Below are 26,545 nucleotides of genomic sequence, written 5' to 3' on the forward strand. Positions count from 1 at the left end.
AATGTCCACACGCCAGCGCACGCTTGCCGGTGAAGTGACCTTTTCGGGCTATGGCGTACACACCGCTGCACCCGTCAATCTGTCCATCGGACCAGCGCCGGCTGATAGTGGCTTTCTCATCCGCCGCGATATGGGCGACGGCCGGATTACCCAGCCGGTCTCCGTGCATTTTTCGCGCGTCAGCCGCACCACACTGTGCACCACTCTCGACCTCGGCGACAGCGTCAGCGTCGCAACTGTCGAACATGTGACCTCGGCCCTGTCCGGCATGGGCGTCGACAATGCCCTCATCACGCTTGATGGTCCGGAATGCCCCATCCTCGATGGCAGCGCGCATCCCTTCGCTGCGGCCATCATGGACGTCGGTCTCGACACCCAGCCGGCCCACCGCAAATTCCTCAAGATCATCCGCGCCGTCACCGTGCGCAACAACGACGCCTTCGCTGCGCTCGAGCCCTATAATGGCCGTGCGCTCGATCTCGAGATCGACTTCGATTCCAAGGTCATCGGCCGCCAGCGCATGATCTTCGATTGGACGCCGCGCCGTTATCTCGAAGATGTGTCCCGCGCCCGTACCTTCGGCTTTGCCCGCGATGCCAAGGCGCTGCGCCAGGCCGGCTATGCCCTCGGCTCGAGCGTCGACAATTCCATCACCGTCGACGAGGACCGCGTCCTCAATCCCGATGGATTGCGCTACGAAGACGAATTCGTGCGCCACAAGCTGCTCGACGCCATCGGCGATCTCTCGCTCGGTGGCCTGCCCATCTGGGGCCGCTTCCGCTCTTATAAGGGCGGCCACGCGCTCAACGCGCATGTGCTTGCCGGTCTCTTTGCGAGCGAAGCCAATTATGAGATAGTCAACGCCGAGGATCTGCCGCTGGAAGTCGAGAATTTCGACGATCAGCCCGAGGGTCTTGGCGTACGTCATTATCTCCGGTCCGTCCGCTGACCGCAGCGAGATAGTCGCAAAACGCGCCCGAAAGGGCAGGGTGATCGGGGCAGGCGGCTCAGCCTGCGCCACAGTTTTGATCCAATTGCTAATTACGCCGCAAGCGATTGTGGATGAATGAAGAACGGGGCACTGCGTGACTGTTAACGTTGTAAGCCAGATGACAGGTCGGATCGCCCGATTTGCCGCCATGGGTCTTTTCGCCGCCGTGCTCACCGCCTGCGCGGGCGGCGGGCTCTTTGGTCCACCCAAGCTCAAGGAAGAACCGATCGTTCCCGCAGCCTCGCTCTATCAGGGCGCGCTGGACGATATGGATCGCCAGTATTTCCAGACCGCGGTCAAAAAGCTCGAACAGCTTGATCGTCAGCATCCGCGCGATGCGCTGACGGAAAAGAGCAAGCTGATGCAGGTCTATGCGAACTATCGCATGGGCAAGTTCGATCAGTCCATTCTCGCGGCCGATCGCTTCTTGGCGCTTTACCCCAATGGCAAGGATGTTCCCTACGTCCTCTGGCTCAAGGGCACGTCATATTTTGCGCAGATCAAGGACATCACCCGCGATCAGCAGCTTTCGCGCGATGCCATCGACACATACAACCTTCTGATCTCGAATTACCCGAACTCCGAGCACGCCAAGGACGCCAAGGAAAAGCTCCTCGTCGGCTATGACCAGCTCGCGGGCAAGGAAATGTCGGTCGGCCGCTACTATCTCGGCAATGGCGACTATACCGGCGCCATCAACCGCTTCCGCGAAGTCGTCGAAAAGTGGCAGACGTCCACCCACATCGAAGAAGCGCTCTATCGCCTGACCGAAGCCTATCTGCTGCTTGGCCTCACCAACGAAGCCATGTCCGCAGCCGCTGTCCTCGGCCACAACTACCCCTCCAGCGACTGGTACAAGCGCGCCTTCGCCCTCCTCGGCAAACAAGGCCTTGCCCCCCAGCTCAACTCCGGCAGCTGGCTCGCCGCCCACCAAAGCTGAGATTTTCATTTTTTGAATTGAAGAGGGCCCTCCGGGGCCCTTTTTGTTTGACCGCCGTTAACGAGTCGAGTGTTGGCCACTCACGCCGTGAGCCACCGTCTTCCCTCGCCCCTTGTGGGAGAGGGACCGGGCAATCTGCGTTCAGCAGATTGGCCAGGGTGAGGGGTCCTCTCTCCCCACGCGGCAGGTTGGTGTATGAAACCCAGCCTTCACTTCTGACGTTTACGCTGTCGCCCAATCACAGTCCTCAGGCCGACATAGATGTGGCACTTCGCCAAATTGCTGATCAAGGACACGACCGGTCTCACGGATCCGGTACTGCACCTGCTCGTCGGCACCGTGCTCTATCTCGGCCTAGCCCTCGCTATCCGCCGACCCTTCCTCGCTCTGGCGATCGTCGTCACTCTCCAGCTCACCAACGAGATCATCGACCTCATCGAAAATCTCAACGGCGCCGGCCTCTCCGGTGCCCTCGAAGACACGGCACTGACGCTGATCCCTGCGGTCCTGATCGCTCTCCTTCTTAGCGAGCTACAAAAGGCGCTGCTAAAGCTGGTGTGAGTTCTCGCAAGCCGGTGCTTTGACTTCCCCGCCGCCGCGCCTATCTCTGGTCACCCCCAGCTAGGACCCTCCCATGCCCGCACCCTTCGACGCCGAAGCCGCTCGCCACTATGCCGATGGCCCGCCGCGGCAGGTGCCGGGCTTTGCGGGCATCCACCGCATGATGAACCTGCTCCTCGCCGAAACTGTGCCGGAAGAGGCGGAAATCCTCGTGCTCGGCGCTGGGGGTGGTCTCGAACTGAAGGCCCTGGCCGATTTCCGCTCCGGCTGGCGACTATCGGGCGTCGACCCCTCTGCCGACATGCTCTCCCTCGCACGCCACACCGCGGCCGAGCATCTTGATCGCATCACCTTGACCGAAGGCTATATCGACGCCGCGCCCGAGGGCCGGTTCGATGCGGCGACAAGCCTCCTGGTCTTTCACTTTATCCCGCGCGAGCAGCGCCTCGAAACGCTCCGCCAGCTCCGCCGTCGCCTCAAACCCGGCGCGCCGCTCATCCTTGCCCATATCAGCTTCCCGCAGACAGAGCCCGAACGCTCTCGCTCGATCGCCCGCCACGTCGCTTATGGCCAGGCCGACGATGTCGATCCCGCGACTGCAGCCAAGGCCCGCGAAGCGATCGCCACTCGCCTCAACATCCTCGCGCCGGAAGAGGAAGAGGCCATGCTCCGCGAGGCAGGATTTGCCGATATCAGCCTTTTCTATTCTGCCTTCAGTTTCCGTGGCTGGGTGGCGTACGCGGAATAGGGCAGGAGGGCATTAAGATCACCCCCTCCCAGCCTCCCCCATCAAGGGGGAGGTGCAGAGCCGGTGGTCGTGAACCGACCGAGCCACAAACTCGATCTTACACCTCCCCCTTGATGGGGGAGGCGGGAGGGGGTGTCCACCGCGCCCTCATTCATTAGCCTGAGCCACCCCCCCACAAATCTCTCCACCTTCCAGTTGCCATTTTGTTCTTTTTCGATATCATGCCTGCCGTTCGCATTGCTGTGCGAAAGTGAATTGCCGCAGACGCCGGGCGGCCCTCAAATGCTATGAGGCAAGCCCGATTGGCCCTGGATAGATCCGCATGCTGAACGCGCTTTCGGTTCGCAATATCGTCCTCATCGACCAGCTCGATCTGGCGCTCGACGAGGGCATGACCGTTCTCACCGGCGAGACCGGCGCCGGTAAATCCATCCTGCTCGATGCGCTGACGCTTGCCCTTGGTGGGCGCGGCGATGCCTCGCTGGTGCGGCAGGGGCAGGACAGCGGCCAGGTCGTCGCCATGGTGCAATTGCCGCCCAGCCATCCGGCGCGGACGCTGCTGCGCGACAATGCCATTGCCGATGATGAAGAGGTCATTCTCCGCCGCGTGCAGTTCGCCGATGGCCGCACCCGTGCCTTCATCAACGACCAGCCGGTTTCCGCCTCGCTGCTGCAAAAGATCGGCACGCAGATTATCGAAATCCACGGCCAGCACGACGATCGCGCGCTAGTCGATGTCGCCACCCATCGCGCCGCGCTCGATGCCTTCGGCGAACTCGCTGCGCCCGCTGCTGCCGTGCGCGAAGCCTGGGCCGATCTCGTCGAAATCCAGCAGGCGGTCAAGGAGCAGCAGGCTAAAGTCGCCGAAGCCGTTGCCGCTGAGGACTACGCCCGCCACACGGTCGAAGAGCTGGGCAAGCTCAAGCCTTCGGAAGGCGAAGAAGGCGAACTTGCCGAGCGCCGCATCCAGCTCCAGCAAGCTGAAAAGGGCGCTTCCGATCTCGTCGAGATCGACGAAATCCTTAACGGCCCCAACGCCCCGTCGCCCGCACTCGCCGGCCTCATGCGCCGCCTGTTGCGAAAGCTCGATAATGGCGGCGAAGTTTTCCAGCCCATCGTCGAAGCGCTCGATGCCTCGCTCGTCACGCTCGACCGCGCTGGCGAAGCGCTGATCGAATTGCAGCGGCAGATGGCCTATGATCCAGCCGAGCTCGAAGCGGTCGAGGAACGCCTCTTTGCCCTCCGCGCCGCCGCGCGCAAGCATCAGGTGACCTGTGACGAGCTGCCGGGCGTGCTCGAAAAATACCAGGGCGATCTCGATACGCTGCAAAGCGGGGAAAGCCGCCTCAAGGCGCTCGAGGCTGATGAAGCCCAGGCCCGCGCGCGCTATCGCGAAGCCGCCGAAACGCTCACCGCTGGCCGCACCAAGGCCGCCAAGGCGCTGAGCAAGGCCGTCGAAGCCGAATTGCCCGATCTCAAGCTTGGCGCGGCAAAATTCATCGTCGATCACCAGATCGAGCGCGATCGCGTCGCAGCGGCCGGTTTCGACCAGATTGCCTTCCACGTCCAGACCAATCCCGGCACTGCCGCCGGCCCGCTCCTCAAGGTCGCCTCTGGCGGCGAATTGAGTCGTTTCCTCCTCGCGCTCAAGGTGGTGCTCGCCGATCGCGGCTCCGCACCCGTCCTGATCTTTGACGAAATCGATACCGGCGTCGGCGGTGCCGTCGCCGATGCCATCGGCCGCCGCCTCGCCCGACTCGCGAAGACCGTGCAGGTGCTCACCGTCACCCACGCCCCGCAGGTCGCTGCCCGCGCCAATCGGCATCTGCTGATCGAAAAGCAACTGGTGGAGGAGGGCGCCTTCACCCGCACCCATGTCCGCCCGCTCGAACCAAGCGCTCGCCAGGAAGAAGTCGCCCGCATGCTGGCCGGCGCCGAAATCACTTCGGAAGCCCGTGCTGCTGCCAAGAAATTGCTCGGCGCGGTGAAATAGTCGCTGCTTGGGTCGCCACTGCGCCACCCATCACCACGGCGTCATTGCCGCGAAAGCGGGAATCTCTGTTCCCATCCACTGTATTCCCGCTTTCGCGCGAATGACGCCGTGGCTAGAACCGTTCTGCAGCCAGAGGTGAGTGAGCCATGTCCGACCTGTCCCAAAAGTCCGTAGCCGATCTCACCGAAGACGAGGCCCGCCAGGAGCTGGAACGACTGGCCGCAGCCATCGCCCAAGCGGACATCGCCTATCACCAGAACGACGCGCCCGAGCTGACGGACGCCGAGTATGACGCGCTGACCATCCTCAATAACGAGATCGAGGAAGCGTTTCCCGAACTCGTCCGGCCCGATACGCCCACCGGCAAGGTCGGCGCCGCCCCGGCCGAGGGCTTTGCCAAAGTGCGCCACGCCGTGCCGATGCTGAGCCTTGCCAAGGCCTATACCGATGAGGATGTCGTCGATTTCATCGAGCGCGGCCGCCGTTTTTTCAAGCAGGACGAAGGCCTCGAAATCGCCTTCACTGCCGAGCCCAAGATCGATGGCCTCTCCGCTTCGCTCCTTTACGAGGACGGCGTTTTCGTCCGCGGCGCCACTCGTGGCGATGGCGCCGTGGGCGAGGACATCACGGCAAACCTGCGCACCATCAAGGATATCCCCGAAAAGCTCCACGGCACCGGTTGGCCCAAAAGCATCGAAATCCGCGGCGAGGTCTATATGACTTATGCCGAATTCCAGGCCCTCAAGGAGCGCTCCGCCGCTGCCGGTGGCCAGAACTACGTCAATCCGCGCAACACCGCTGCTGGCTCCCTGCGCCAGAAGGACCCGTCGATCACCGCCAGTCGAAATCTGAGATTCTTCGCCTATGCCTGGGGCGCGACAACGGAAGACCCGGCGCCGACCCAATATGACGCGGTGCAAAAATTCGCCGAATGGGGCTTTGCCGTGAGCCCGCTCATGGCCCGCGCCAAAACGGTCGAAGAACTGATCGCCCACTATCACGCCATCGAAGACCAGCGCTCCTCGCTCGGCTACGATATCGATGGCGTCGTCTATAAGGTCGACCAGCTCGAACTGCAGCGCCGCTGGGGTTTCGTCACCGGCGAGCCGCGCTGGGCCGTGGCGCACAAATTTCCCGCCGAGCAGGCGACTACCAAAGTCCGCGACATCGAAATCCAGGTCGGCCGCACCGGTACCCTTGCGCCCGTTGCCCGGCTCGATCCCGTCAGCGTCGGCGGCGTCACCGTCGTCAATGTCACCCTCCACAACGAGGACTATATTGCCGGCCGCGACAGCAATGGCCTTCCCATCCGGGAGGGCAAGGATATCCGCATCGGCGACACCGTCACCATCCAGCGGGCCGGGGACGTCATCCCCCAGATCGTTGATGTGCTGCTCGACAAGCGTCCGGCTGACGCCAAACCCTATGAGATGCCCGAAACCTGCCCGGTCTGCGGTTCCCCCGCCGTGCGCGAGGTCAACGAAAAGACCGGCAAGGAAGATTCGCGCCGCCGTTGCACCGGCGAATTGATCTGCCCCGCCCAGGCCGTCGAAGGCCTCCGACATTTCGTCTCGCGCGGTGCCCTCGATATCGAAGGTCTGGGCGCGGAAAATATCGACACCTTCTTCAATGCCGGCCTCGTCCGCACCGCCGCCGATATTTTTACCCTTCGAGACCGCCGCCCCGAAGTGCAGCGCGCGCTCGCCGAGCGCCGCGAGGTGCAGGCAAAGGCCCGCGAAGCCGCCTCCGGCAAGACGCGCAAGAATGTGCGCGGCGTCGAGGATCGCAACTATGAAGGGCTCGACAAGCTCTTCGCCGCCATCGACGCCCGCCGCGAGCCCGAACTCGATCGCTTCATCTTCGCCCTCGGCATCCGCCATATCGGCGAAACCACGGCCGCAGTGCTCGCCCGCACCTTTGGCACGATCGAGGAACTGATCCGCGTCGGCAAGGAGACCGCCGCTGCCGAGGAGCCGACCACGGTCTTTCCCTCCGTCGATGGCATAGGCGGTACGGTCATCGAGGCGCTGGTCAGCTTCTTCGGTAATGAGCGCAATGACGATGTGCTCGATGCTCTGCTGGCTCAGGTCCACCCAAAGCCCTATGTCGTCACGGTTTCTGCCGATAGCCAGATTGCAGGAAAAACCGTGGTCTTTACCGGTACGCTCGAAAAAATGTCACGATCCGAAGCCAAGGCTATGGCCGAACGGCTTGGTGCCAAGGTTGCAGGCTCTGTCTCGGCCAAGACCGATATCCTGGTCGCGGGGCCAGGCGCCGGTTCGAAGCTGAAGACCGCGCAGGAGCACGGCGTCGAAGTCATCACTGAAGACGAGTGGTTCGCGCGCGTCGGAAAATAGGTTTGGAGAGACGATGAGAAAGACATGGATCGCCCTGGGACTGACCCTCTTGTCGGCCCCGGCCTTCGCCAGCGAAACCGGCGATGCCATCGTCTCCGCCGCCTATGAGGGCAAACTCTCCGAAGGACGCCAGGTCTTTGCCAATATCTGCGCCACCGGCGATACCGAAGCGTGCTTAGGCGCCGGCCTCGGCGAACTGGTCTTTGCCTACGAATCGCTTGCCCAGGCCATGTATCGTCATGGCGGCGTCGCGCCCGGCAACACGCCCGCAGCGCTGATTTTTGGCCTTGGCGTCGAGGGACCAACTCAGCCCAAGCCCGCCAATCCCAATCCAGAACCGCTGACCTATGATCAGTTCCGTGGTTATCTCGATGCCACCGTCGCCTCCCTCGATACCGCCCGCGGCTATTTCGAGAGGGCAGGCGAGACTGGGGATTATGTCATCCTCCTTGATCCCCTGCGCCTCCGCTTCGATATCGATGGCGATGGCACGGTTGGCGAAACCGAAACGCTGTCCGGCCCCGCGCTCGAAGCCTTTGGCATGTACGGCATGCTGCCGGTTGAAGAAGGCCACAAGACCAAGGACAAGACCGGCAGCGCTGCACCCGATACGTCCGTAGGGCTCGATCGCGCCGATGCCTTCTGGCTCGCCGGCTATACCCAGGTCGTCGCTTCGCCCGTCGATTGGCTGATGGCCCACGATTTCACCGAATTCTACAATGCCTATTTCCATCGCTTCTTCCCCGAAGCGGGCCTGCCTATGCAGGCTTACAATCGGGGCGGCATTCTGTTTCTCGATGGCGACAGCGATACAGGCATTGCCGATATGGTCGCGGCGCTCCACACGCTGAGTTTCCCGGTCAGCGATAGCGCGCGCCTCGCCGGCGTGCTTGATCGGCTCAAGTCCATCCCCGCGCTGTCACGCAAAAATTGGGACGCGATTCTCGCCGAGACTGACGACACCAGAGAACTGCTGCCATCTCCAAGCCAGACCTCCATCTTCCCTGATATGAACATCACCGAGGAGATGGTTGCGGCCTGGCGCGAAACGCTTGATGGGGTGGATAAGGTTTTTGCCGGCGAATTGCTGCTTCCCCATTGGCGCTTCAAGCAGGGGTTCGATCTCGCCGCTTATTTCAACACGGCGACCGAAACCGACATCGTCATGATGTTCATCGGGCAGGGCGCTTTGCCCTATATCAAGCCGGGCCCGATCGCCGACGCGGAAAGTTTTGCGGCCGCTAACCGTGTCTTTGGCGATGACTGGCCGCTCTTCGCGCTGTGGTTTAACTGAGAAAAAGGCCGGACCGTCGGCCACAGGAGTTTTTCATGCGTCGCCTCCTTGCCCTGTCCGGCCTCTTTCTCGCGCTCGTTGCGCCAGCCGCCGCCCAGCCCTTCGATACGCCTGAGGCGCTGCTCGAAGCGTTTTACGCGCCCTATCTCACCGACGATTTCCCCGAAAACGAGGAGAGCTTCCGCTCCGCTGCGCTCAATGCGCTCTATGAGGCCGATGCGGAAAGCACCCCGGAAGGCGAAATGGGGGCGCTCGACTTCGATCCCTATATCGATGGCCAGGATTATCAGATCGCTAATCTCGAAATCGGCGAGCCGGTTTATGGTGGCGATACGGCAACTGTCGTCGTCAGCTTTACCAATTTCGATGAGCCGGTAGAAATCACCTATGACCTCGTCAATGAAAACGGCGGCTGGGTCATCGACGATCTCGAGGGCCAGAATGGCGAATTCGCCTATCGCCTCAGCGAAATCTTTGCCGCCGCGCAAGAGTAGCCGCGGCTTTCCAAGATTTAATCCGCCGGCCGCATTTCAGCCGCCAGCGCCAAGCAATCGTGTCCTCGTTCATTTCTCGAGGGCACGATGAGAGCGATTCTCTCCCTGTTGATCATCCTGGCGCCAATGGCCCAATCCGCCATGGCCGAAGAAAACTATGCCGATCCTAAGGCTTTGGTTCAGGCGATCTACGATGGCTACAAACCCGGCGCCGCCAAGGGCGACCCAACGGTCCATTACTCGGAGCGCCTCAAAGGCATCGCGCAATTGGCGGCCGATACCGGGACCGGGGCGAACCCCGCCTTAAGCAGCGAGCTCGAGCCGGTCGCCGACCCCAATTTCAATCCGTTTCTGCCCGACGATAATGCGCTGCTGTTCGATCTCGTCATCAGCGAGCCGATGCGCCTCGATGACCGCGCCATTGTGACGGTCACCTACCACAATTTCGATCAGCCCCGGCTCTTGTCGGTTTCCCTCGTCGAAGAGAGCGGAACCTGGAAAGTCGACGACGTTGCCTCACTGGGCAGCGAAGTCCCCTGGCTCTTGAGCTGGGCACTCGCCGCGGATCCTTATGCGATGTGACGTCTGGCTTGTGATTGTTTCTCCCACCGGCCCAACACCTCCCCCCCGACGGGGGAGGCCGTGAGGGGGTGAATGAGCCACGATGCACGTGCCCCAGAGCACACCTCTCCCCACTCACCATTCTTCCCTCGGGCTCGACCCGAGGGCCAGTGCGGGAGCCACAAACGTTTGAGCCTGCGCGAGAGACCCTCGGGTCACGCCCGAGGGAAAACCGGTGCGTGAGTTAGAAACCCCTCAAATCGCCGCCGTCGCCTCTTCCAACCAAGCCTTCACATCCCCCGAAACCTTCGGCCCAATCTCCGCCCAAATCTGCTGGTGAAACGCATTGAGCCAAGCCCGCTCCGCATCCGTCAGCAGGCTCAAATCGATTAACCGCTTATCTATCGGCGCCAGCGTCAGCGTCTCGAATTCCAAAAACCCAGCAAACTCCGATTCCTTGACCACGATCAGGTTCTCGATGCGGATGCCGTACTCACCGGCCTTGTAATAACCCGGCTCATTGGAAAGCACATTGCCCACCTCGATCGGCAGCGTATAGCGCGATGAAATGCCCACCGGCCCCTCGTGCACGCCAAGATAGGCGCCGACCCCGTGGCCTGTCCCGTGGCTATAGCTGACGCCATCGGCCCACAAAAACTGCCGCGCCAGCACGTCGATCTGCGCCCCGCTCGTGCCCCTGGGAAAGCGCGCCATCGAGATCGCGATCATGCCCTTGAGCACGCGCGTATAGCGGTCCTTCTGCTCGTCGGTCGCTGAGCCGGTGAAAAGCGTCCGCGTGATATCGGTCGTGCCCGAGAGATATTGTGCGCCGCTATCGACCAGCATGATTTCTCCGGCATTGAGCCGCCGGTCGGTCTTGGTCGAAACGCGATAGTGGACGATGGCGCCGTTCGGCCCGGCGCCGGAAATCGTGTCGAAGCTGGCATCGACGCAGCTTTCCTCTTCGCGCCGGAACGCTTCGAGTGCAGTCACGATGCCGATTTCGGTCAGCTCGCCCTTTGGCGCCTCACTGTCGAACCAGTGCAGGAACTTGGCCAGCGCCACGCCATCAAGCTTATGCGCCTCGCGCATCCCGGCCAGCTCCGCCTCGTTCTTGCGCGATTTGGGCAGCAGGACGGGATCGCGTTTTTCGATCAGTTGAGCGCCGGCATCCCTAAGCGTATCGGCGATGGCAATCGGCGCCGAAGCCGGATCGACCAGTACGGCCTTGCCATTCTTGCCAAGCTTTTCGAGCGTCTTGGTCAGCTTCTTTGCCGGTTCGATTTCCGCGATGCCATCGAGCGCATTTTCCAGTTCCGGCGTCACCTTGGCCGGATCGAGAAACAGCGTCGGCTCCCCCTTTTTCGGCACCACGGCAAAGCCAAGGACGAATGGCGTATTGGGTACATCGCGGCCGCGAATGTTGAACAGCCAGCAGATGGATTCGGGCAGGGTGAACACCACCGCATCAGCGCCATCGTCGCTCAGCGTCTTCTGCAAGTCCGCGATCTTGTCAGCAGCCGATTTCCCGGCCCGATTGTGGCCCAGAATCTCGATCTGGCCAGCAGGTGGGGCAGGGCGATCGTCCCAGACGACATCGATCAGATTGTCATGCGCCACGACCTTGGCATGGCCCTTCAGCTTTTCGGTGAGGTCGCGCACCTCGCCCGGCGTATGCAGCCATGGGTCATAGGCGACAACGCTATCCTTCTTCACGTAGTCCTTGGCGTCGATGGCAAGCGAAGCCACCTCGTGCACGGTGACCAGTGCGGTGTCAGTCTGCGCCGGTGCCTGCAGCGTATAGCGGCTATCGACGAAGAGATACGCCTCCTTGGTGCCCACCAGCGCCAGACCGGCCGAGCCGGTGAAACCCGTCACATAGGCCAGCCGCGCTTCGCTCGCTGGCACCGATTCTCCGCGATGCGCATCGGCGCGGGGCACGAGGAAGTAGTCGACGCCCGCCGCCTTCATCGCCTTGCGCAGCGCCGCTAGCCGTGGCGCCACCTGGCTCGGGTCGGACTTTTCGTCAAAGCTCTGGAATTTGGCGGGCGGGAAGGCGGAAGTGGTCATGGATATACCTCAGCCGGGTGCGCTCCCGGCATGGCTCTGTTGTCGGATTGGCGGTGGTCGCCACCGTCTTGTTTCCTATCTTAGCTATAGAATGATGGAGACGAAAATGAGCAAGCCCGACAATCTCTTTACCCGCGCACTCACTGCCCTGGTCGAGGGCCGCACGCGTCGCGCGGAGCGCTATGTGGCGCAGTTCGAGCGCGATTATGGCAAGAACCGGGATAGGGTAAACGGCCGTTAATCGTGCCCTGCATGATCGGCATGGCAGGTCTGTCGCTAGCCCCCTAACACACCTCGCCGGAATTGAGTAAAAAGCTACCAGACGATAGGCAATAGACCTCTCGTCGCATGGAGTGAAAGATGACTGAGAGCAAGAATGGTTTCCGCAACGCACTGGGTGGTCTGATTGACGCTCGTGGTCGCGAAGCATCTCGCCAGGTTAGCTACCGCATGCAGCACCAGCTGATCGGCGCTGTTACCAAGCGCCCATAACGGCAGCTCGTACCAAACGACGATCGTTTCGATCCCCGAAGTCCGCTTCGGGGATTTTGCTTTTCTGGGGTTCGCCTTTCGGCATCCGCATAACGAAAAGGGCGCCGAAGCGCCCTCGATGTTAGCGGAATGCTACCAGTTTCAGCGCTTTTGCAGCACCAATGTCGTCCAGTCCTTGCGCTTGAGGTGATCCACCAGATGGAACCCCGCAAGCTCATAGGCAGCGATGACGCCATCGGCCTGCGTGTTCAAAATCCCCGATAGAATCGCCGTCCCGCCCGATTGCGCAATGCCGCCGACGCCGGGCGCCAGCTCGGTCAGCGGACCGGCCAGAATATTGGCGACGATCAGATCATAAGGCGCGCGCGCGGCGATTTCGACATGGTCGAGCCCGGTCGCCTCGATCGAGTCGATATTGTCGCCAACACCATTTTCCTGAGCATTTTCAATGGTCGTCGTCACCGCGATCGGATCGATATCGGTTGCGAGGATTTTCCCGCCCAGCCGCTTGGCAAGCGCAATCGCCAGCACGCCGGTGCCCGTGCCGATGTCGATCATCGCCTTGGGCGTCGTATGCGCCAGGAGCATTTCGATGGCTTCGAGACACCCCGTCGTCGTCTCATGATGCCCCGTGCCAAAGGCCTGAGCCGCATCGATTTTCATCGGGATCAGGCCTTCGGGAATCGGCGCCGTCTCATGGCTGCCATAGACATAAAAGCCGCCCGCGATCACTGGCGCCAAACCTTCCAAGGACTTGGCAACCCAGTTGATTTCTGGATCGATTGGGTCGACCGAGAAGTCGACCGTCCCGCCCAGCACCATCTCGGCCAGCCGCCCGAAAGCCTCGACGTCTGGCGGGCTGTCGCAGGTGGCCTCGAACACCCATTCGCCGGTGTCTTCGATCTCATGCGCCGATGCCGTCAGCGCCAGATCGTCCCGCTCCATCACGGCGTCGACAAGCGCATAGGCCTGTTCCTTGGTGAGCGTCGCGGAGAGCTGATCGACGGACATGGTGCTGTTTCCTTTATTCTTTCCGCCTAGTTGCTGCAGCCAAGCGGCCGAGTCAATCCTGACGGATCAGACGCGCACCGCGGTGCCCGAGATCGAAACCATCAGCATCGAGCCGTTCTGGCCAACGACTTCATAATCGATATCGACGCCCACCACCGCATTGCCGCCCAGCCGCTTGGCCTCGGCTTCAAGCTCGCGGAATGCTTCCTGGCGCGCGCTGCGCAAAGTCGATTCATAGGCGCCGGCCCGACCACCGACGATGTCGCGGATGCCGGCGAACAAGTCCTTGAAAATATTTGCGCCGACGATGACTTCGCCGGTCGCGACTCCGAGATATTCGCGGATCGGCTGGCCTTCGAGCGTCGGTGTGGTCGAGATGATCATGCGGTCCTCCATCTGAATTGATGTCAGATGGGGAAGGGCGGTCCGGCCTGCAATGGGCTCAGCCCTTTTGCACGAAGCTTTCGAGCACCTTCTTCATCCCGGCCTTTTCGAATTCGATAGTCAGCTTGTTGCCCTCGACGCTTTTCACGTCGCCATAGCCGAATTTGAGGTGAAACACGCGCTCGCCGACGGCATAGCCGCTCGATTGCCCGCCGAGATCGACGGACCGCGCCACGAGTTCGCCCTCAATCGTCATCGGCCCGCCGCCCTTGCGATTGGCCTGATTGGCCCGCGCCCGCTGCCAGCCCGGCGTTTCATAAAGGCTTTCAAAAGGATCGGCCTTGTTGAACCGCGAGGTGGCCCCGCCGCCATAGCCATAACCGCCATAGGCCGAGCCACGGTCGGTTACGGTGACAGCGTCAGGCGGCAATTCATCGATAAAGCGCGAGGGCATTGCCGATTGCCAGAGCCCGTGGATGCGCCGGTTCTGCGCCGCCGAAATCCGCACGCGCTTACGGCCGCGGGTAATGCCGACATAAGCCAGCCGCCGCTCTTCCTCGAGCCCGGCGCGGCCATTTTCGTCCATCGAGCGCTGACTTGGGAACGTGCCTTCTTCCCATCCGGTCAGGAAAACCGTGTTGAATTCCAGCCCCTTGGCCGAGTGCAATGTCATGATGGTGACGGCATCGCTCGCCTCGGCGCTGTCGCGATCCATGACGAGGGAGATGTGTTCGAGAAATCCGCCAAGGCTTTCGAACTCTTCCATCGAGCGGCTGAGTTCCTTGAGGTTTTCCTTGCGCCCCTGTGACTCCGCCGATTTGTCGGCGGCCAGCATATCCATATAGCCGCTTTCTTCGAGGATCTGCTCGACAAGCTGATAGGGCGCCAGGTTCTCCGCGCGATAGGCCCAGTTGTCGAACTGATCGACGAGCCCCCGCAGCGTCGTCCGCTGCTTGGGCTTTAGTTCCTCGGTTTCCGTCAGCATGCGCGTCGCCGAAAGCAGAGACACGTTCTGGTGGCGCGCCGTTTCCATCAGCGTTTTCACTGTCGTATCGCCAAGCCCGCGCTTGGGCACATTGATGATCCGCTCGAACGCAAGGTCATCGGCCGGCTGCGCGACAAGCCGCAGGTAAGCCAGCGCATCGCGGATTTCCTTGCGCTCATAAAACCGCGGCCCACCGACGACGCGATAATTCAGCCCAAGCGTAATGAACCGCTCTTCAAGCTCACGCATCTGGAACGAGGCGCGCACCAGGATCGCCATGGAATTGAGCGGCTCGCCGGCCCGCTGATACTGCTCGATCTCTTCGCCAACCGTCCGCGCTTCCTCTTCGGAATCATAGACTTGCGTGAACGAGATTGTCTCGCCGGCTTCGGCGATATCCGTGTGGAGCGTCTTGCCCAGCCGGTCTTCGTTGAAGGCGATCAGGGTCGAAGCCGCTTTCAGGATATTGGCCGTCGAACGATAATTGCGCTCGAGCTTGATGACCTTGGCGCCCGGAAAGTCCTTTTCGAAACGAAGGATGTTGTCCACTTCGGCCCCGCGCCAGCCATAGATAGATTGGTCATCGTCGCCGACGACGCAGATATTGGCTTCCGGTGCCGGCTTCCCCTGCGCGAGCAATCGCAGCCACAGATACTGCGCCGTGTTGCTATCCTGATATTCGTCGACCAGCATGTATTTGAACTTGCGGTGATATTCGGCGAGCACTTCCGGATTTTCGCGGAACAGCCGGATGCACTCGAGCAGCAGATCGCCGAAATCGGTGGCGTTCAGCGTCTTCAGTCGCGCCTGGTAATCGTAATAGAGCTGACCGCCCTTGCCATTGGCGAAGTAACCGCTTTCAGAAGCGGGAACGTCCTTGGGCAGCCAACCGCGGTTCTTCCAGCCGTCGAGCATGTTGGCAAACTGCCGCGCCGGCCAGCGCTTTTCGTCGATATTGTCCGCCGCCAAAAGTTGCTTGATCAGCCGGATCTGGTCGTCGGTATCGAGAATGGTGAATTGCGGCTTGAGGTCGACCAGTTCGGCATGCGCTCGCAAAATGCGCGCCGAAACCGAGTGAAAGGTCCCCATCCATGGCAGGCCCTCGAAATTGGGCACAAATTCGTGGATGCGCTTCTTCATCTCGCTGGCGGCCTTGTTGGTGAAGGTCACCGCCAGAATCTGGCTTCCCCAAGCCATCCGCTGGTTGAGAATATGCGCAATGCGTGTCGTCAGCACGCGCGTCTTGCCCGTGCCCGCTCCTGCCAGCACCAGCAGCGGCCCCTCGGTCGTCATCACCGCGTCTTTCTGCTCGGGGTTTAGCCCACGCAGATAATCCGGCACTTGCCGGTTCAATTGACTGGTGATCGGCCCGCCGGCGGGGCGGGGCAGAGGGGCGGGTTCGACCATGGGCAAATCTTTCAGACCGTCGCAGGGGGCAGCGCGGCGAGCTTGACGAATCTCATTTTGTTCTCGTCGCAATATAGGGATGCAAGGCGTCCATGTATAGAAGCCGGGATCGTCACCCAAACGTCACAAGCCCGTCATGGCTTTGTTTTGCGCCGACCATAAGCGGAGCGGGCATCTCAAAGGGGACCCGCAAATGCATGCTTCCAAGCATCTTGGCGCGCTGACCGCAGCGCTGCTGCTTTCGACAGCCGGCGCGCACGCCGCCGAATACTTCAATCGCGTTTCGAGCTTCCCGGTTGCGCTCAATGCGCCCGAAGCCGAAGCCACCTCGGCCGAAATCATCACCGCCACCGACGACGGCATGACGCTGATCTATTCCGATAGCCCCAATGGCGGCATCGGCTTTGTCGATATCACCGACGCCAAGGCCCCGAAGCAAGCCGGCTATCTGGACATGGGTGGCGAGCCCACCTCCGTCACCGTCATCGGCGGCAAGGCCTATGTGGCCGTCAACACCTCTGAATCCTTCACCGAACCGTCGGGCAAGCTCGTTGTCGTCGATATCGCCGGCCAGTCGGTTGATGGCGAATTCGAGCTCGGCGGCCAGCCGGATTCCATCGCCCACAACAAGGACAACACCATCCTTGCCATCGCCATCGAAAACGAGCGCGATGAAGACGTCAACGACGGCGCTATCCCGCAAGCCCCTTCGGGCTACCTGACCCTCGTCACGCTGGATAACGGCGCCGTCACCGAAGCCGGCATCAAGAAAGTTGAGCTCACCGGCCTCTCGAAAATCGCGCCGGAAGATGCCGAGGCCGAATTCGTGTCGTTCAACGACAATGACGAAGTCGCCGTCACCATGCAGGAAAACAATTACGTCGTCATAGTCGACGCCAAGACGGCCACCGTCACTGGCGGCTTCGAAGCGGGCGAAACCGGTGTTGCCGGCGTCGATACCAAGAACGATGGCAAGATCGATTTCTCCGCCGATCTTAAGGTCGTTCCTCGGGAGCCCGATGCTGTCAAATGGCTCGACAATGATCGCCTGATCATCGCCAATGAGGGCGATTGGAATGGCGGCTCGCGCGGCTTCACCATCTTCAATCGCGATGGTTCGATCGCCTTCGACTCGGGCAATGCGCTCGACGTCAATGCCGCTCAGCTCGGCCACTATCCCGACTTCCGCAACAAGAAGGGTGTCGAGCCCGAAGGCCTCGAAGTCGCAACCTTTGGCGAAACCAAATATATCTTCATCGCCGAAGAACGCTCCTCGCTGATCGCGATCTACAAGGACACCGGCGCCGAGCCTGAATTCGTCCAGTCCGTCCCCTCGGGCATTTCTCCCGAGGGCCTCGTCGCCATTCCGGAACGCAACCTTTTTGCCACGGCCAATGAAGCCGATCTGCGGGAAGATGGTCTCGCCGGCTCGCATGTCATGATCTATGAGCTCGGCGAAGGCGAACCCGCCTATCCGCAGCTTATCTCTGATCTCGACGCAGACGGTCACCCGATTGGCTGGGCCGCCATTTCCGGCGCCGTTGCCGATGCTGAAAAGCCCGGCATTCTCTATGCCGTCAGCGATAGCGTGCTTTACGGCGAACCGGCGATCTACGAAATCGACGCGACCGCCCAGCCGGCCCGCATCGTCAAGAAGACCGTCATCGCCCGCAAGGGCGAAACGGCCCAGAAGCTCGATCTTGAAGGCATCACGCTCGACGGCGAAGGTGGTTTCTGGCTCGCCAATGAAGGCGATAGCGACAAGCTTGTGCCCCATGGGCTGATCCATGTCGATGCCGAAGGCGCCATTCAGGCGGAAGTCGGCTTCCCGGTCGATCTCCTCGCCGGCCAGAAGCGCTTTGGCGCCGAGGGCGTTGCCGCCATCGGTTCGGGCGACGACCTGACCCTCTGGGTCGCGGTCCAGCGCGAATGGGGCGACGACGAGAAGGGCTTCGTGAAGCTCCTGTCCTACACCCCGGCCACCAAGGAATGGGCTGCGGTCCGCTATCCGCTCGAAGCCGCGCCGGAAGGCGGCTGGGTTGGCCTCAGCGAAATCACTGTCCATGGCGAATATGCCTATGTCGTCGAACGCGACAACCAGATCGCCGATAAGGCTGGCCTCAAGGCCATCTACCGCGTGCCGGTGGCCGACCTCAAAGGTGCCGAACTCGGCGGCGAACTGCCTGTCGTCACCAAGGAACTGGTCCGCGATCTGATCCCCGACCTCGCCGCCAACAATGGCTATGTCGTCGATAAGGTCGAAAGCTTTGCCGTGGACTCGACCGGCAAGGGCTTTGTCATCACCGACAATGACGGCACCGACGACTCCTCGGGCGAGACCTTCTTCTGGTCCATCGATCTTCAGTAAGCACTGGACGCACTCAAATGGCCGGGCAATCGCCCGGCCAGCATCATTTGTGCGGGAGCGGGCACGCGCGCTCTGGATTCACCTGTCGGATTTGTGGCACCTCCACTTGCACAAGGGCGGTAAGTGCCTACACTTCCCGCGGGAATCTGACAGGCAGTCCGAAAAGCCGTGCTCAACCGCATCTACATCATCGTTGGTCTGGTCCTGATCCTGGCGCTTGCCGGTGCCTTCATCGTGCCGCGCTTCATTCATTGGGGCGATTATCGCGACCGCATGGAAATGCTTGCGGAGGGCGTCTTCGGCACCGACGTGACGATCCGCGGTGATATCGATTTTGCGCTGCTGCCCGCGCCGCGCCTTGCCTTCTCCGATGTCGTCATCGGCCCTGCCGATAAGCCTGTCGCCACCATAGGCAGCGTCGAAGCCCAATTCGGGCTAATGGAATTTCTCCGCGACCAATACAATCTCTCGGCGCTGACGCTGAAGAACCCGTCCCTCGATCTGGCGCTTGACGAGAGCGGACTTCTCGTCAGCGGCATCGACCTGTCGGGCGCAGGCGAGGGTGTCGCGCTCGAACAGGCCCGGATCGAAGGCGGCCGCATGACGCTGACCGATCAGCGCTCCGGTGATAGCTATGTCCTTTCCAGCATCACCGGCGATTTGCGGTTGGCAAGTTTTGCCGGCCCGTTCCAGTTCCAGGGCAATGCCAGCCACGATGGTGCGTCCTATAGCTTGAGGCTCAATAGCGCCGCCGTCGACGAATCTGGCTCCGCTCGCGTCTCCGCTTTCATATCCGATGGCGCTGCAGGTACATCGCTGACCCTCGATGGCGCCCTCACGGCCAGCGTCGCGCCAAAGTTCGATGGCACGATGGTCTTGAAGCAGGCGCCGCCGGTCGCGGAAAATGCCGAGCAAATCCGCGGCAATCTCGTGCTCGAGAGCAAGGTTACTGCCTCGACGGACCGCGTCGTTCTCAATGGCTATACGCTCATGCTCGATGAAAACCGGGCGGGCATGCGTCTCACCGGCGCGGCCAGCATCCAGCTTGGCGCGCGCAATACGTTCGAAGCGGTGGTCTCGGGCGGCGCTTTCACGCTTCCGCCGCGCGATGCCGATGAAGACGGCAGCCAGATGCCCTATGAGCTGGTGCGGCTCCTGGGCGAATTGCCCGCGCCACTGCTGCCGCCTATCCCCGGCGAAGTCGGCATCGACCTTGCCGAGATCGGTCTCCGCGGCACGGCTTTGCGCAATGTGCGGATCGATGCGAGCACCAATGGCACGATCTGGACCATTGCCCGGGCTCAAGCCGAACTGCCCGGCAATTCCAAGCTCAATCTGTCCGGCGCGCTGCGCAACGATAATGGCGTTGTCGGCTTCAACGGCGATCTTAGCCTGGCCACCCAGCGCCTTGATGCTCTGAGCCAGCTTTGGCGCAAGCCGGAGGAAAATACGCCGCTCTTCAATGTGCCGGCCGAATTGACCGGTCAGGTGATGCTCGCTGGCGATGCCCTCGGGTTCTCACATGGTCGCCTTGCGCTTAACGGCAAGACCCATGCGCTCGAAATCCGGCTCGGTTTTGGCACCGAGCCCCGGCTTGATCTCGTCGGCCGCCTCGATGATCTGGGCCAAGGCGACAGCGCTATCCTCGGCGCCTTGCTGCCCGATCCCAGCACAGACCGCACCTTTGCCATCAGCTTCCCCGAAGGCAGCTTTTCGCTCGATACTCAAACCATCAGGGTCTTGGGCCTTCAAGCATCCGATCTCGTCGCCGAAGGCGCGTGGTCGCCGACTGGCATCAGTTTCTCTAAACTCGTCAGCAGCGATCTCGGCGGCGTCGCGGTGGATGCCAAAGGCGACCTCGCCGGCACGCTCACCGCGCCATCGCTGACCGGATCGGGTCATGTCGATGTGTCCGAGGCCACAGCTCCAGCGCTCGACGCGCTCTATTCCTATCTCAATGTTCCGACGTCCTGGCGCCCCAACATCGGCCGCTCCGCGCCTGCCGCGCTCGATTTCGTCTTGGCTGCGGGCGATGAGGCCGGCAGTCAGCGCCTGACGCTCAATGGCGATGCCGGCGCCGGCAAGCTCGATCTCTCGCTCGACTTTGATGCCAATTCAACCGCGCCCAGCCGCATCATCGGCTCGCTCGATGCCACCGATGGCACAGCGCTGTCCGACCAAATTCTCGGCGCCGATGTGCCGCTCTTTGCAACGGATGGCCCTGCCTTTGTCAGCCTATACTCTGAGCGCAACCAGGCCGGCGCCTATGACACACGCGTTTCTCTCAGTCATGGCGAGGAAATGCTGGCCTATGCCGGTTCGGTGTCCGCCTTGCCGCCAGGCGAATTGAGCGGGGCGGGGACGATCGATGCGTCGCTCAGCGATAGTTCGGGTCTCGCCGCCCTCGTCGGCGCCACCGGCGTCGGACTTGGCGGTATGGAAGCAAGTGCGGGGGTCACCTTTACCGGCCTCCAGAAGCTCTCGATTTCAGGCATTGCCGGCTCCAGCACGGGTTCAGCCTTTTCGGGTGACCTTACCCTGACGCAGGTCGCGCAACGCATGAGCGTCGATGGGGCGCTGAAGTTTGATCGTCTCTCCGGCCAAGGTCTCGCCGCCGCGCTGTTTTCCCCTGCAGCGCTTGTACCCGGCAGTGGTGTATGGCCTGATGGTCCGCTCGCGGTCGCGACGTCAATGCGCCCAAGCCGGGGCAATATCGCGGTTACATCAGGCGCCATCACCCTCGGCGACGCGTCGCTCGCCAATGCGGCTTTCGATCTGACCTGGGACCAGCAGAACCTCGCCATTTCGAACCTGACCGGTTCAGTGGGCGGTGGCACTGTTACGGCCGCTCTCTCCCAATGCTGTGCCGGCCCCTTGACCGATCGCACCATCACCGGCCGCGTTTCGCTCGACAATGTCGATGTCAAAGCCATTGCGCCTGCTGCGACGACTGCGGGCATTGCCGGGCGCCTGACCGCGAGCACCAGTTTTGAAGGCACCGGCGCGTCGCTTGCCGACGTAATGGCGGGCCTCGCCGGCGAAGGAAACTTCACCGTCGCCGGCTTCTCGGCCGATCGCCTCAATCCCGGCGTTTATCCCGCGCTCTCCCAATTGACCGATGTCCTCAATATCGACGCTGACGCGCTCAACATTCTCATCGATCAGTCGCTCGGGCAGGGCTCCTTCACCGCGTCTACCGCCACCACGGCGTTTACAATTGCCGGTGGCACGGTGCGCCTTGCCAATCTCATCGTCGACGGTACCAATGCGCGCCTCGCGGGTGGCGTCGATATGGCGCTCGAAACCCTCGGGCTCAACGGCAGCTTCGTTTTGACCCCGCTCAACTTCACCGACCCATCCGGTCTGATCGAGAACGACGCCGCGCGCGTCATCGCCCGCCTGAGCGGCACGCTGCCGGCCCCGGTGGTCACCGTGGACACGAGCGAACTTGTTGCAGCAATTCAGGTGCGGGCCAATGAGTTGGAAGTCGATCGGCTTGAGGCTCTGCGCCTCGAAGACGAAGCGCGCCAACGCGAGGCAGCCGAAGCGCGCAATCGTTTGATCGAGGAACAGCGCCGTCAGGCTGCGGCGGAAGCGGCTGCAAGGGCTGCCGCCGAAGAAGCGGCGCGTCAGGCGCAGGAATCACAGCAGCCGCAGACCACGCCGACAAATCCGGTCCCGCCCTTCAGCATGACGCCGGAAACAACGACGCCGAGCCAGCCACTCGATCTGACCTTCCGGCCCAACATTTTCAGCGGCAATCCGGTCAATCAGCCGGCGCAGTAGTGGCGCGGTCCCGATACCAGCGCAGAATATGAAGCCTTATGGCTGACGAGAGGTTCGCCGCCTCTCGCGTCTCGTCGATTTCGCGCACCAGCGCAGCAAGGCTCAAGTTGCGTTGCGACGCAATCTCTTCGAAGGCCGTCCAAAAATCGGCCTCAAGCGCGATGGAGGTGCGGTGGCCGGCGATGGAGAAGGAGCGCTTCTGCATCTTCGGCTAGATATCAGGGCTTTTTGCGGAAGGCGTCGAGGCTGACGACCTTTTCACCGGTCTGTTCGGCGCCCTCGGCTTCGCCTTCGCCGCGTTCGGCGCGCTCTGCCTTGGCATCGGCTTCGTCCTCGACCGAGCCATCTTCGCGAGGGGCGGTGGCCGGGTCGAACTGCAGGCCGAACTGCACCGAGGGGTCGAAAAAGCCCTTGATGGCAGCAAAGGGGATAACCAGCGTTTCGGGAATACCGTCAAAGCTGAGGCCGACTTCAAAACCGGTTTCGGTGACCTTGAGGTCCCAATACTGGTTCTGCAGAACGATGGTCATTTCCTTGTCGTACTGGGTCAGCAGTTTCTCGCTGAGGCGCACGCCGGGCGCGCGGGTCGCAAAGGAAATGAAGAAGTGGTGCTCGCCGGGCAAACCTGTGCGGGAGACTTCGGCAAGGACCTTGCGCACGACGCCGCGCAGGGCTTCCTGAGCGAGAATGTCATATCGCATGTGGTCTTCGGCCATTTTACTTCCTAACGCGTCGCTGCCCAGGAGAATCCCGAACGGCCCATATCAGCCCCACGTTCTAGAAATTTTCAAGAACAAAGGCGTCCACGAGCGTGCTGAAAAGGGTGAAAGTGCAGGCTTCTGTTGCCAGGTGCCTGCGAACCCCGCCTGTCACCCGGCGAAGGGTGGAGGACTTAATTTCCCAATGCTAGCACTGCTTACGCAGCGAGAGCGACTGGAGCCTTATTGTTGTCATTTGCAACTATAAGTTTTGGACCGATAACGGTGGTACCTCACCGAGCAAAAGCACACTCTTTACGCCCTCGTCGATCCTGTTTCGTCCCCATTGGCTCCTCTCAGCGAGGGGAGATGGTGGAGACGCCGGGTACTGCCCCCGGGTCCGAAAGGTTTATTACAATGACCATTTATCGCCATATCCCCGAAGGGCAGTTCCTATATAGGCGAGCCATTCCCGCGATGCAAATGGCGGGAGTGATTTTTTGCCCATCCGGTTTCGCACCGATGCCTGAGACCCTTCCGCATTAACCCCAAGTACACCCCGCCGATGCCATCTGCCAAACCACGCAGTTTTCTCCGTGGGATTGGCGGCAGATGGCAACAGGCAGGCGAATCCTCGGCGGTATCCGCATCGGCCGCCGCTTGCCGCGCTGGGCCAATGGTTCGGTTCTGGCCTTCGCGCTCGCCTTGATCGCGCTTGGGGTAACTGCAGGCCTTCGCGATACCGGCCTTGCCTCGTTTTTTCTCGATCCGCCGGCCGAAATCGTCGCCCAAGTTCCCGCGCGCACCCTGCCGCTTTGCGGCAGCGGACCTCGGAAAACCTGCGTCATCGATGGCGATACGTTCTGGCTCGATGGTGAGAAAATCCGCATCGCCGATATCAATACGCCCGAGACCGGCAGTCCTTCTTGTGCGGCTGAAGCGCGCCTTGGCCATCAGGCAGCCGAGCGCCTCAGCCAGATATTGAGCAGTGGCGGCTTTTCGCTCGCAGCCGCCGATCGCGACGAAGATCGCTATGGTCGCAAACTGCGCGTGGTCATGCAGGGTGGCACGTCCATCGGCAACACGCTTATTGCCGAAGGCCTCGCCCATCCCTGGCAAGGCCGCCGGCTTGATTGGTGCGCCGGCTAGGGCGCCATGTGCTCGAGCACGAGGCCGCGCGTGGTCCGCTCGGTAAAACCGGGCCAGGCGCGATCGCCCGCTTGGACGGTCCAGTCGTCCGCATCGACCTTCAGATAGTTGCTCATCGCGGCGTCGCCCTTAAGGTGCAGCCCGAGGAAGGCCGTAGCGAAATGCTGAGCGATATTGTTCATGCGCGCATTGGCCCAGACAAAATCAGCATAGTGCTCGAAGGGACTGCTGGGTCCGCCCTGCGTCGCTTCGTCCGGTGGCGGCATTGGCGCTCCGGCATTGTGGCCAGCCCCTTGGAAGGTCAGCAGATAGCGGTCCGAATTGGTCGCGCCTTCGAAAATCTGGCGAATGCCGCTTTCATAGCTCGACACCTCGTCGAGCGTGCCGCCCATGACAAAGAGAGGGACCTTGATCCCGGCAAGGCCTGCTTCGTCCCAAAGCCCAACCTGCGCACCCCAGGGGGCAATAGCAATGATGGCCTTGACGCGCGGATCGCGGCTTTCGGTGAAAGCCTCCGAACCAGCCATCAACCCCGCTAGCGCTTCTGCAGGCGCCATGCCCGTATTATTTGCGGCTTCGGCCAAACCAGCGCCTGCAGTCAAAACTGCGCCATAGCCGCCCATAGAATAGCCGATGACCGCACTGTTCTCGGCATCGACGAGACCGCTGAGGAAGCCATCCGATCCTGTCGACAGGTCGGCGATCTGATCGAGCACGAAAAGCTGGTCCGGCGAACGATTGGCCAGCGTGCTGGCAAAGCCAAGCCGGTTTTCATAAGTGCTTTCGAAGTGGTCGATGCTGGCGACGACATAGCCCTTGCTCGCAAGGTTCTCGCCGAAATGCGAGATCAGGAAGCGATTGCCGGGATAGCCATGCGAGAGAATGACGAGCGGGTAGGGGCCGTTGGCTTTGAGCGACTCCGCATCGCGAACCGCCTGGCCATGCAGCGTGATCTTCTGGTCGCTATTGGCCATCTGCACATTGAGATAGTCGCCACCCGGCGCTACACCTTTGAGGTCGGCTGGATACCAGACTTCCACCGTCAAAGGCCGGTCATATGTCGCGCCATTGCCGGTCAAAACATCCGGCTGCCCCTCATGCACCAGCTCGATCGTCTGCACCCCGATCGCCAGATCACCGGGCGCCGCGAGCATAGGCGCGTCTGGCCGCTGAATGTCGATGCGATTGCCTTCGGCCATAGCCGGCCCTCCTGCGCTGACGAGGAGTGCCATAATCAGAATCCACCGCATGCCTACCTCCACTTATTGACAGGGAGCCTAACGGCAGAAAGCGAAAGCGCAAGTCTTTCTCATTCTTTCGAAGGGCTTTCGCTTTCCGTCTTCCAGGACATTTTCATATAGACGCCGCCGCCTTCGAGTTCGTCCAGCATCTGCTTGAGCCGCTTCTCCTTCGTCGCGTCCAGCTTGGCCTTATTGATCCAGAGCAGATAGTCGTTGCGCTGGTAATTCGGCCGCGCCGCATAGGCATCCATCAGCCCATGCTCCTCCAGCGCCTGCCGCACGAAGTCAGGCATGTCCTCGCGTTTGCGCAGAGGTCTTAAAACCGGGCTCATCATGCTCTCCTTTCACAGGTTCATGTTGATCCTAAGACGGATATGCTGACATGCCGCGTCAGCGTATCGCGCGGTATTCACCTACCGCCCATGGCAGCGAGCTTTCCATGTCCAACGACAAATCAGCCAAGATCAATCATGCGTCCGAGACGTTCATGGGCAAGGCCTTCAGTGCCCTGACATCCACCGAGCGTCGTGCCGTCGAAAAGGCCATCCGCCGGCAGACCCTCGCGCGTGATCCGAACGCTGCCTTCGACGATCGGCTCACCCTTGGCCAAAAACTCGCCGACGGCGTCGCGGCCTTCGGTGGCTCCTGGACCTTCATCGGTGGCTTCGGCGTGTTCCTCGTGCTCTGGACCGGCATCAACGTCGCGCTGATGTCCCACGCGTTCGATCCCTATCCCTTTATCTTCCTCAACCTGATGCTCTCCATGCTCGCCGCCATCCAGGCGCCGGTGATCATGATGAGCCAGAACCGGCAGGCGGCCAAGGATCGCGAGGTCTCCGCCCACGATTACGAGGTCAATCTCAAGGCCGAGATCGAGATCATGGCGCTTCACGAAAAGCTCGACCAGATGCGCAATGCCGAGATGCGCGAGCTGATCGAAAAGCAGCAGCAGCAAATCGAACTGTTGACGACGCTTGTCGAGGGGCATCTCAAAGCGGTGGAATCGAAGTAGGGT

At 61.5% G+C, this 26,545-nt stretch carries 23 protein-coding genes and 1 other RNA gene; 15 read left to right on the forward strand and 9 right to left on the reverse strand.

Translation table 11 applies throughout. From position 1 onward, the window contains the following. Position 1 precedes the first annotated feature (1 nt). The 9 genes from lpxC (at position 2) to DevBK_RS03385 (ending at position 9,960) form a co-directional block, all read left to right on the forward strand. Positions 2-949, forward strand: coding sequence for a UDP-3-O-acyl-N-acetylglucosamine deacetylase (lpxC, locus tag DevBK_RS03345; protein ID WP_061910994.1), 948 nt, complete (start codon positions 2-4; stop codon positions 947-949). 136 nt (positions 950-1,085) lie between these two features. Further along, on the forward strand, positions 1,086-1,931 hold the full coding sequence (locus DevBK_RS03350) for an outer membrane protein assembly factor BamD (RefSeq protein WP_317184460.1): 846 nt from the start codon (positions 1,086-1,088) through the stop codon (positions 1,929-1,931). A gap of 261 nt (positions 1,932-2,192) precedes the next feature. Further along, on the forward strand, positions 2,193-2,492 hold the full coding sequence (locus tag DevBK_RS03355; protein WP_317184461.1) for a hypothetical protein: 300 nt from the start codon (positions 2,193-2,195) through the stop codon (positions 2,490-2,492). A 73-nt stretch (positions 2,493-2,565) separates the two neighbouring features. Then, complete coding sequence (locus DevBK_RS03360; protein WP_317184462.1) at positions 2,566-3,240, forward strand: class I SAM-dependent methyltransferase; 675 nt, start codon at positions 2,566-2,568, stop codon at positions 3,238-3,240. A gap of 322 nt (positions 3,241-3,562) precedes the next feature. Continuing rightward, complete coding sequence (gene recN / locus DevBK_RS03365; RefSeq protein WP_317184463.1) at positions 3,563-5,233, forward strand: DNA repair protein RecN; 1,671 nt, start codon at positions 3,563-3,565, stop codon at positions 5,231-5,233. A gap of 146 nt (positions 5,234-5,379) precedes the next feature. After that, positions 5,380-7,590 (forward strand): NAD-dependent DNA ligase LigA, encoded by a 2,211-nt coding sequence (gene ligA / locus DevBK_RS03370; RefSeq protein ID WP_410494031.1) that lies wholly within the window; start codon positions 5,380-5,382, stop codon positions 7,588-7,590. Positions 7,591-7,603: 13 nt separating this feature from the next. Continuing rightward, entirely contained in the window at positions 7,604-8,884 is a 1,281-nt protein-coding gene (locus DevBK_RS03375; RefSeq protein WP_317184464.1) for a hypothetical protein, read from the forward strand. Positions 8,885-8,919: 35 nt separating this feature from the next. Next, the gene (locus DevBK_RS03380; RefSeq protein ID WP_317184465.1) at positions 8,920-9,378 is read left to right on the forward strand and encodes a DUF3828 domain-containing protein; all 459 of its coding nucleotides are present in this window, start codon (positions 8,920-8,922) and stop codon (positions 9,376-9,378) included. Between the two features lie 87 nt (positions 9,379-9,465). After that, complete coding sequence (locus DevBK_RS03385; RefSeq protein ID WP_317184466.1) at positions 9,466-9,960, forward strand: hypothetical protein; 495 nt, start codon at positions 9,466-9,468, stop codon at positions 9,958-9,960. A 234-nt stretch (positions 9,961-10,194) separates the two neighbouring features. On the opposite strand, the gene DevBK_RS03390 is transcribed toward DevBK_RS03385, so the two are convergent. Then, a complete protein-coding gene (locus DevBK_RS03390) occupies positions 10,195-12,009 on the reverse strand; it encodes an aminopeptidase P family protein (protein WP_317184467.1) in 1,815 nt (604 codons plus the stop codon). A 106-nt stretch (positions 12,010-12,115) separates the two neighbouring features. On the opposite strand from DevBK_RS03390, the gene DevBK_RS03395 reads away from it, so the two are divergent. Together DevBK_RS03395 and DevBK_RS03400 are read left to right on the forward strand one after the other, a co-directional pair. Beyond that, positions 12,116-12,250 carry a hypothetical protein gene (locus DevBK_RS03395; protein WP_280137179.1) on the forward strand — a complete coding sequence of 45 codons (135 nt, stop codon included), beginning with the start codon at positions 12,116-12,118 and terminating at the stop codon, positions 12,248-12,250. Between the two features lie 119 nt (positions 12,251-12,369). Next, entirely contained in the window at positions 12,370-12,501 is a 132-nt protein-coding gene (locus tag DevBK_RS03400) for a hypothetical protein (RefSeq protein ID WP_280114011.1), read from the forward strand. A gap of 141 nt (positions 12,502-12,642) precedes the next feature. On the opposite strand, the gene DevBK_RS03405 is transcribed toward DevBK_RS03400, so the two are convergent. From DevBK_RS03405 to DevBK_RS03415, 3 genes are all read right to left on the reverse strand, one after another. Further along, on the reverse strand, positions 12,643-13,512 hold the full coding sequence (locus DevBK_RS03405; protein WP_061911012.1) for a 50S ribosomal protein L11 methyltransferase: 870 nt from the start codon (positions 13,510-13,512) through the stop codon (positions 12,643-12,645). A 66-nt stretch (positions 13,513-13,578) separates the two neighbouring features. After that, complete coding sequence (locus DevBK_RS03410; protein ID WP_061911014.1) at positions 13,579-13,896, reverse strand: heavy metal-binding domain-containing protein; 318 nt, start codon at positions 13,894-13,896, stop codon at positions 13,579-13,581. Positions 13,897-13,954: 58 nt separating this feature from the next. After that, on the reverse strand, positions 13,955-16,288 hold the full coding sequence (locus DevBK_RS03415) for an ATP-dependent helicase (RefSeq protein ID WP_317184468.1): 2,334 nt from the start codon (positions 16,286-16,288) through the stop codon (positions 13,955-13,957). A 193-nt stretch (positions 16,289-16,481) separates the two neighbouring features. On the opposite strand from DevBK_RS03415, the gene DevBK_RS03420 reads away from it, so the two are divergent. After that, positions 16,482-18,656 carry an esterase-like activity of phytase family protein gene (locus tag DevBK_RS03420; RefSeq protein WP_317184469.1) on the forward strand — a complete coding sequence of 725 codons (2,175 nt, stop codon included), beginning with the start codon at positions 16,482-16,484 and terminating at the stop codon, positions 18,654-18,656. Between the two features lie 168 nt (positions 18,657-18,824). Continuing rightward, complete coding sequence (locus tag DevBK_RS03425) at positions 18,825-22,442, forward strand: AsmA family protein (protein WP_317184470.1); 3,618 nt, start codon at positions 18,825-18,827, stop codon at positions 22,440-22,442. On the opposite strand, the gene DevBK_RS03430 is transcribed toward DevBK_RS03425, so the two are convergent. The 3 genes from DevBK_RS03430 to ssrA form a co-directional block, all read right to left on the reverse strand. Beyond that, on the reverse strand, positions 22,423-22,647 hold the full coding sequence (locus tag DevBK_RS03430) for a ribbon-helix-helix domain-containing protein (protein ID WP_317184471.1): 225 nt from the start codon (positions 22,645-22,647) through the stop codon (positions 22,423-22,425). The genes DevBK_RS03425 and DevBK_RS03430 overlap by 20 nt on opposite strands. 13 nt (positions 22,648-22,660) lie before the next feature. Next, the gene (locus DevBK_RS03435) at positions 22,661-23,158 is read right to left on the reverse strand and encodes an SspB family protein (RefSeq protein ID WP_061911024.1); all 498 of its coding nucleotides are present in this window, start codon (positions 23,156-23,158) and stop codon (positions 22,661-22,663) included. A gap of 112 nt (positions 23,159-23,270) precedes the next feature. Next, positions 23,271-23,627: a transfer-messenger RNA gene (gene ssrA, locus DevBK_RS03440) on the reverse strand. A gap of 125 nt (positions 23,628-23,752) precedes the next feature. On the opposite strand from ssrA, the gene DevBK_RS03445 reads away from it, so the two are divergent. Beyond that, complete coding sequence (locus tag DevBK_RS03445; RefSeq protein ID WP_317184472.1) at positions 23,753-24,289, forward strand: thermonuclease family protein; 537 nt, start codon at positions 23,753-23,755, stop codon at positions 24,287-24,289. On the opposite strand, the gene DevBK_RS03450 is transcribed toward DevBK_RS03445, so the two are convergent. Both DevBK_RS03450 and DevBK_RS03455 read right to left on the reverse strand, forming a co-directional pair. Further along, positions 24,286-25,539, reverse strand: coding sequence for a dienelactone hydrolase (locus tag DevBK_RS03450; protein ID WP_317184473.1), 1,254 nt, complete (start codon positions 25,537-25,539; stop codon positions 24,286-24,288). The two genes, DevBK_RS03445 and DevBK_RS03450, sit on opposite strands and share 4 nt — an antisense overlap. Before the next feature lie 59 nt (positions 25,540-25,598). Beyond that, positions 25,599-25,862, reverse strand: coding sequence for a YdeI/OmpD-associated family protein (locus DevBK_RS03455; protein ID WP_317184474.1), 264 nt, complete (start codon positions 25,860-25,862; stop codon positions 25,599-25,601). A gap of 107 nt (positions 25,863-25,969) precedes the next feature. Between DevBK_RS03455 and DevBK_RS03460 the strand changes: the two genes are divergently transcribed. Then, on the forward strand, positions 25,970-26,542 hold the full coding sequence (locus DevBK_RS03460; RefSeq protein WP_410494059.1) for a DUF1003 domain-containing protein: 573 nt from the start codon (positions 25,970-25,972) through the stop codon (positions 26,540-26,542). Positions 26,543-26,545 lie beyond the last annotated feature (3 nt).

Origin of the sequence: Devosia sp. BK (assembly GCF_032907385.1) — a bacterium.
Taxonomy (GTDB): Bacteria; Pseudomonadota; Alphaproteobacteria; order Rhizobiales; family Devosiaceae; genus Devosia.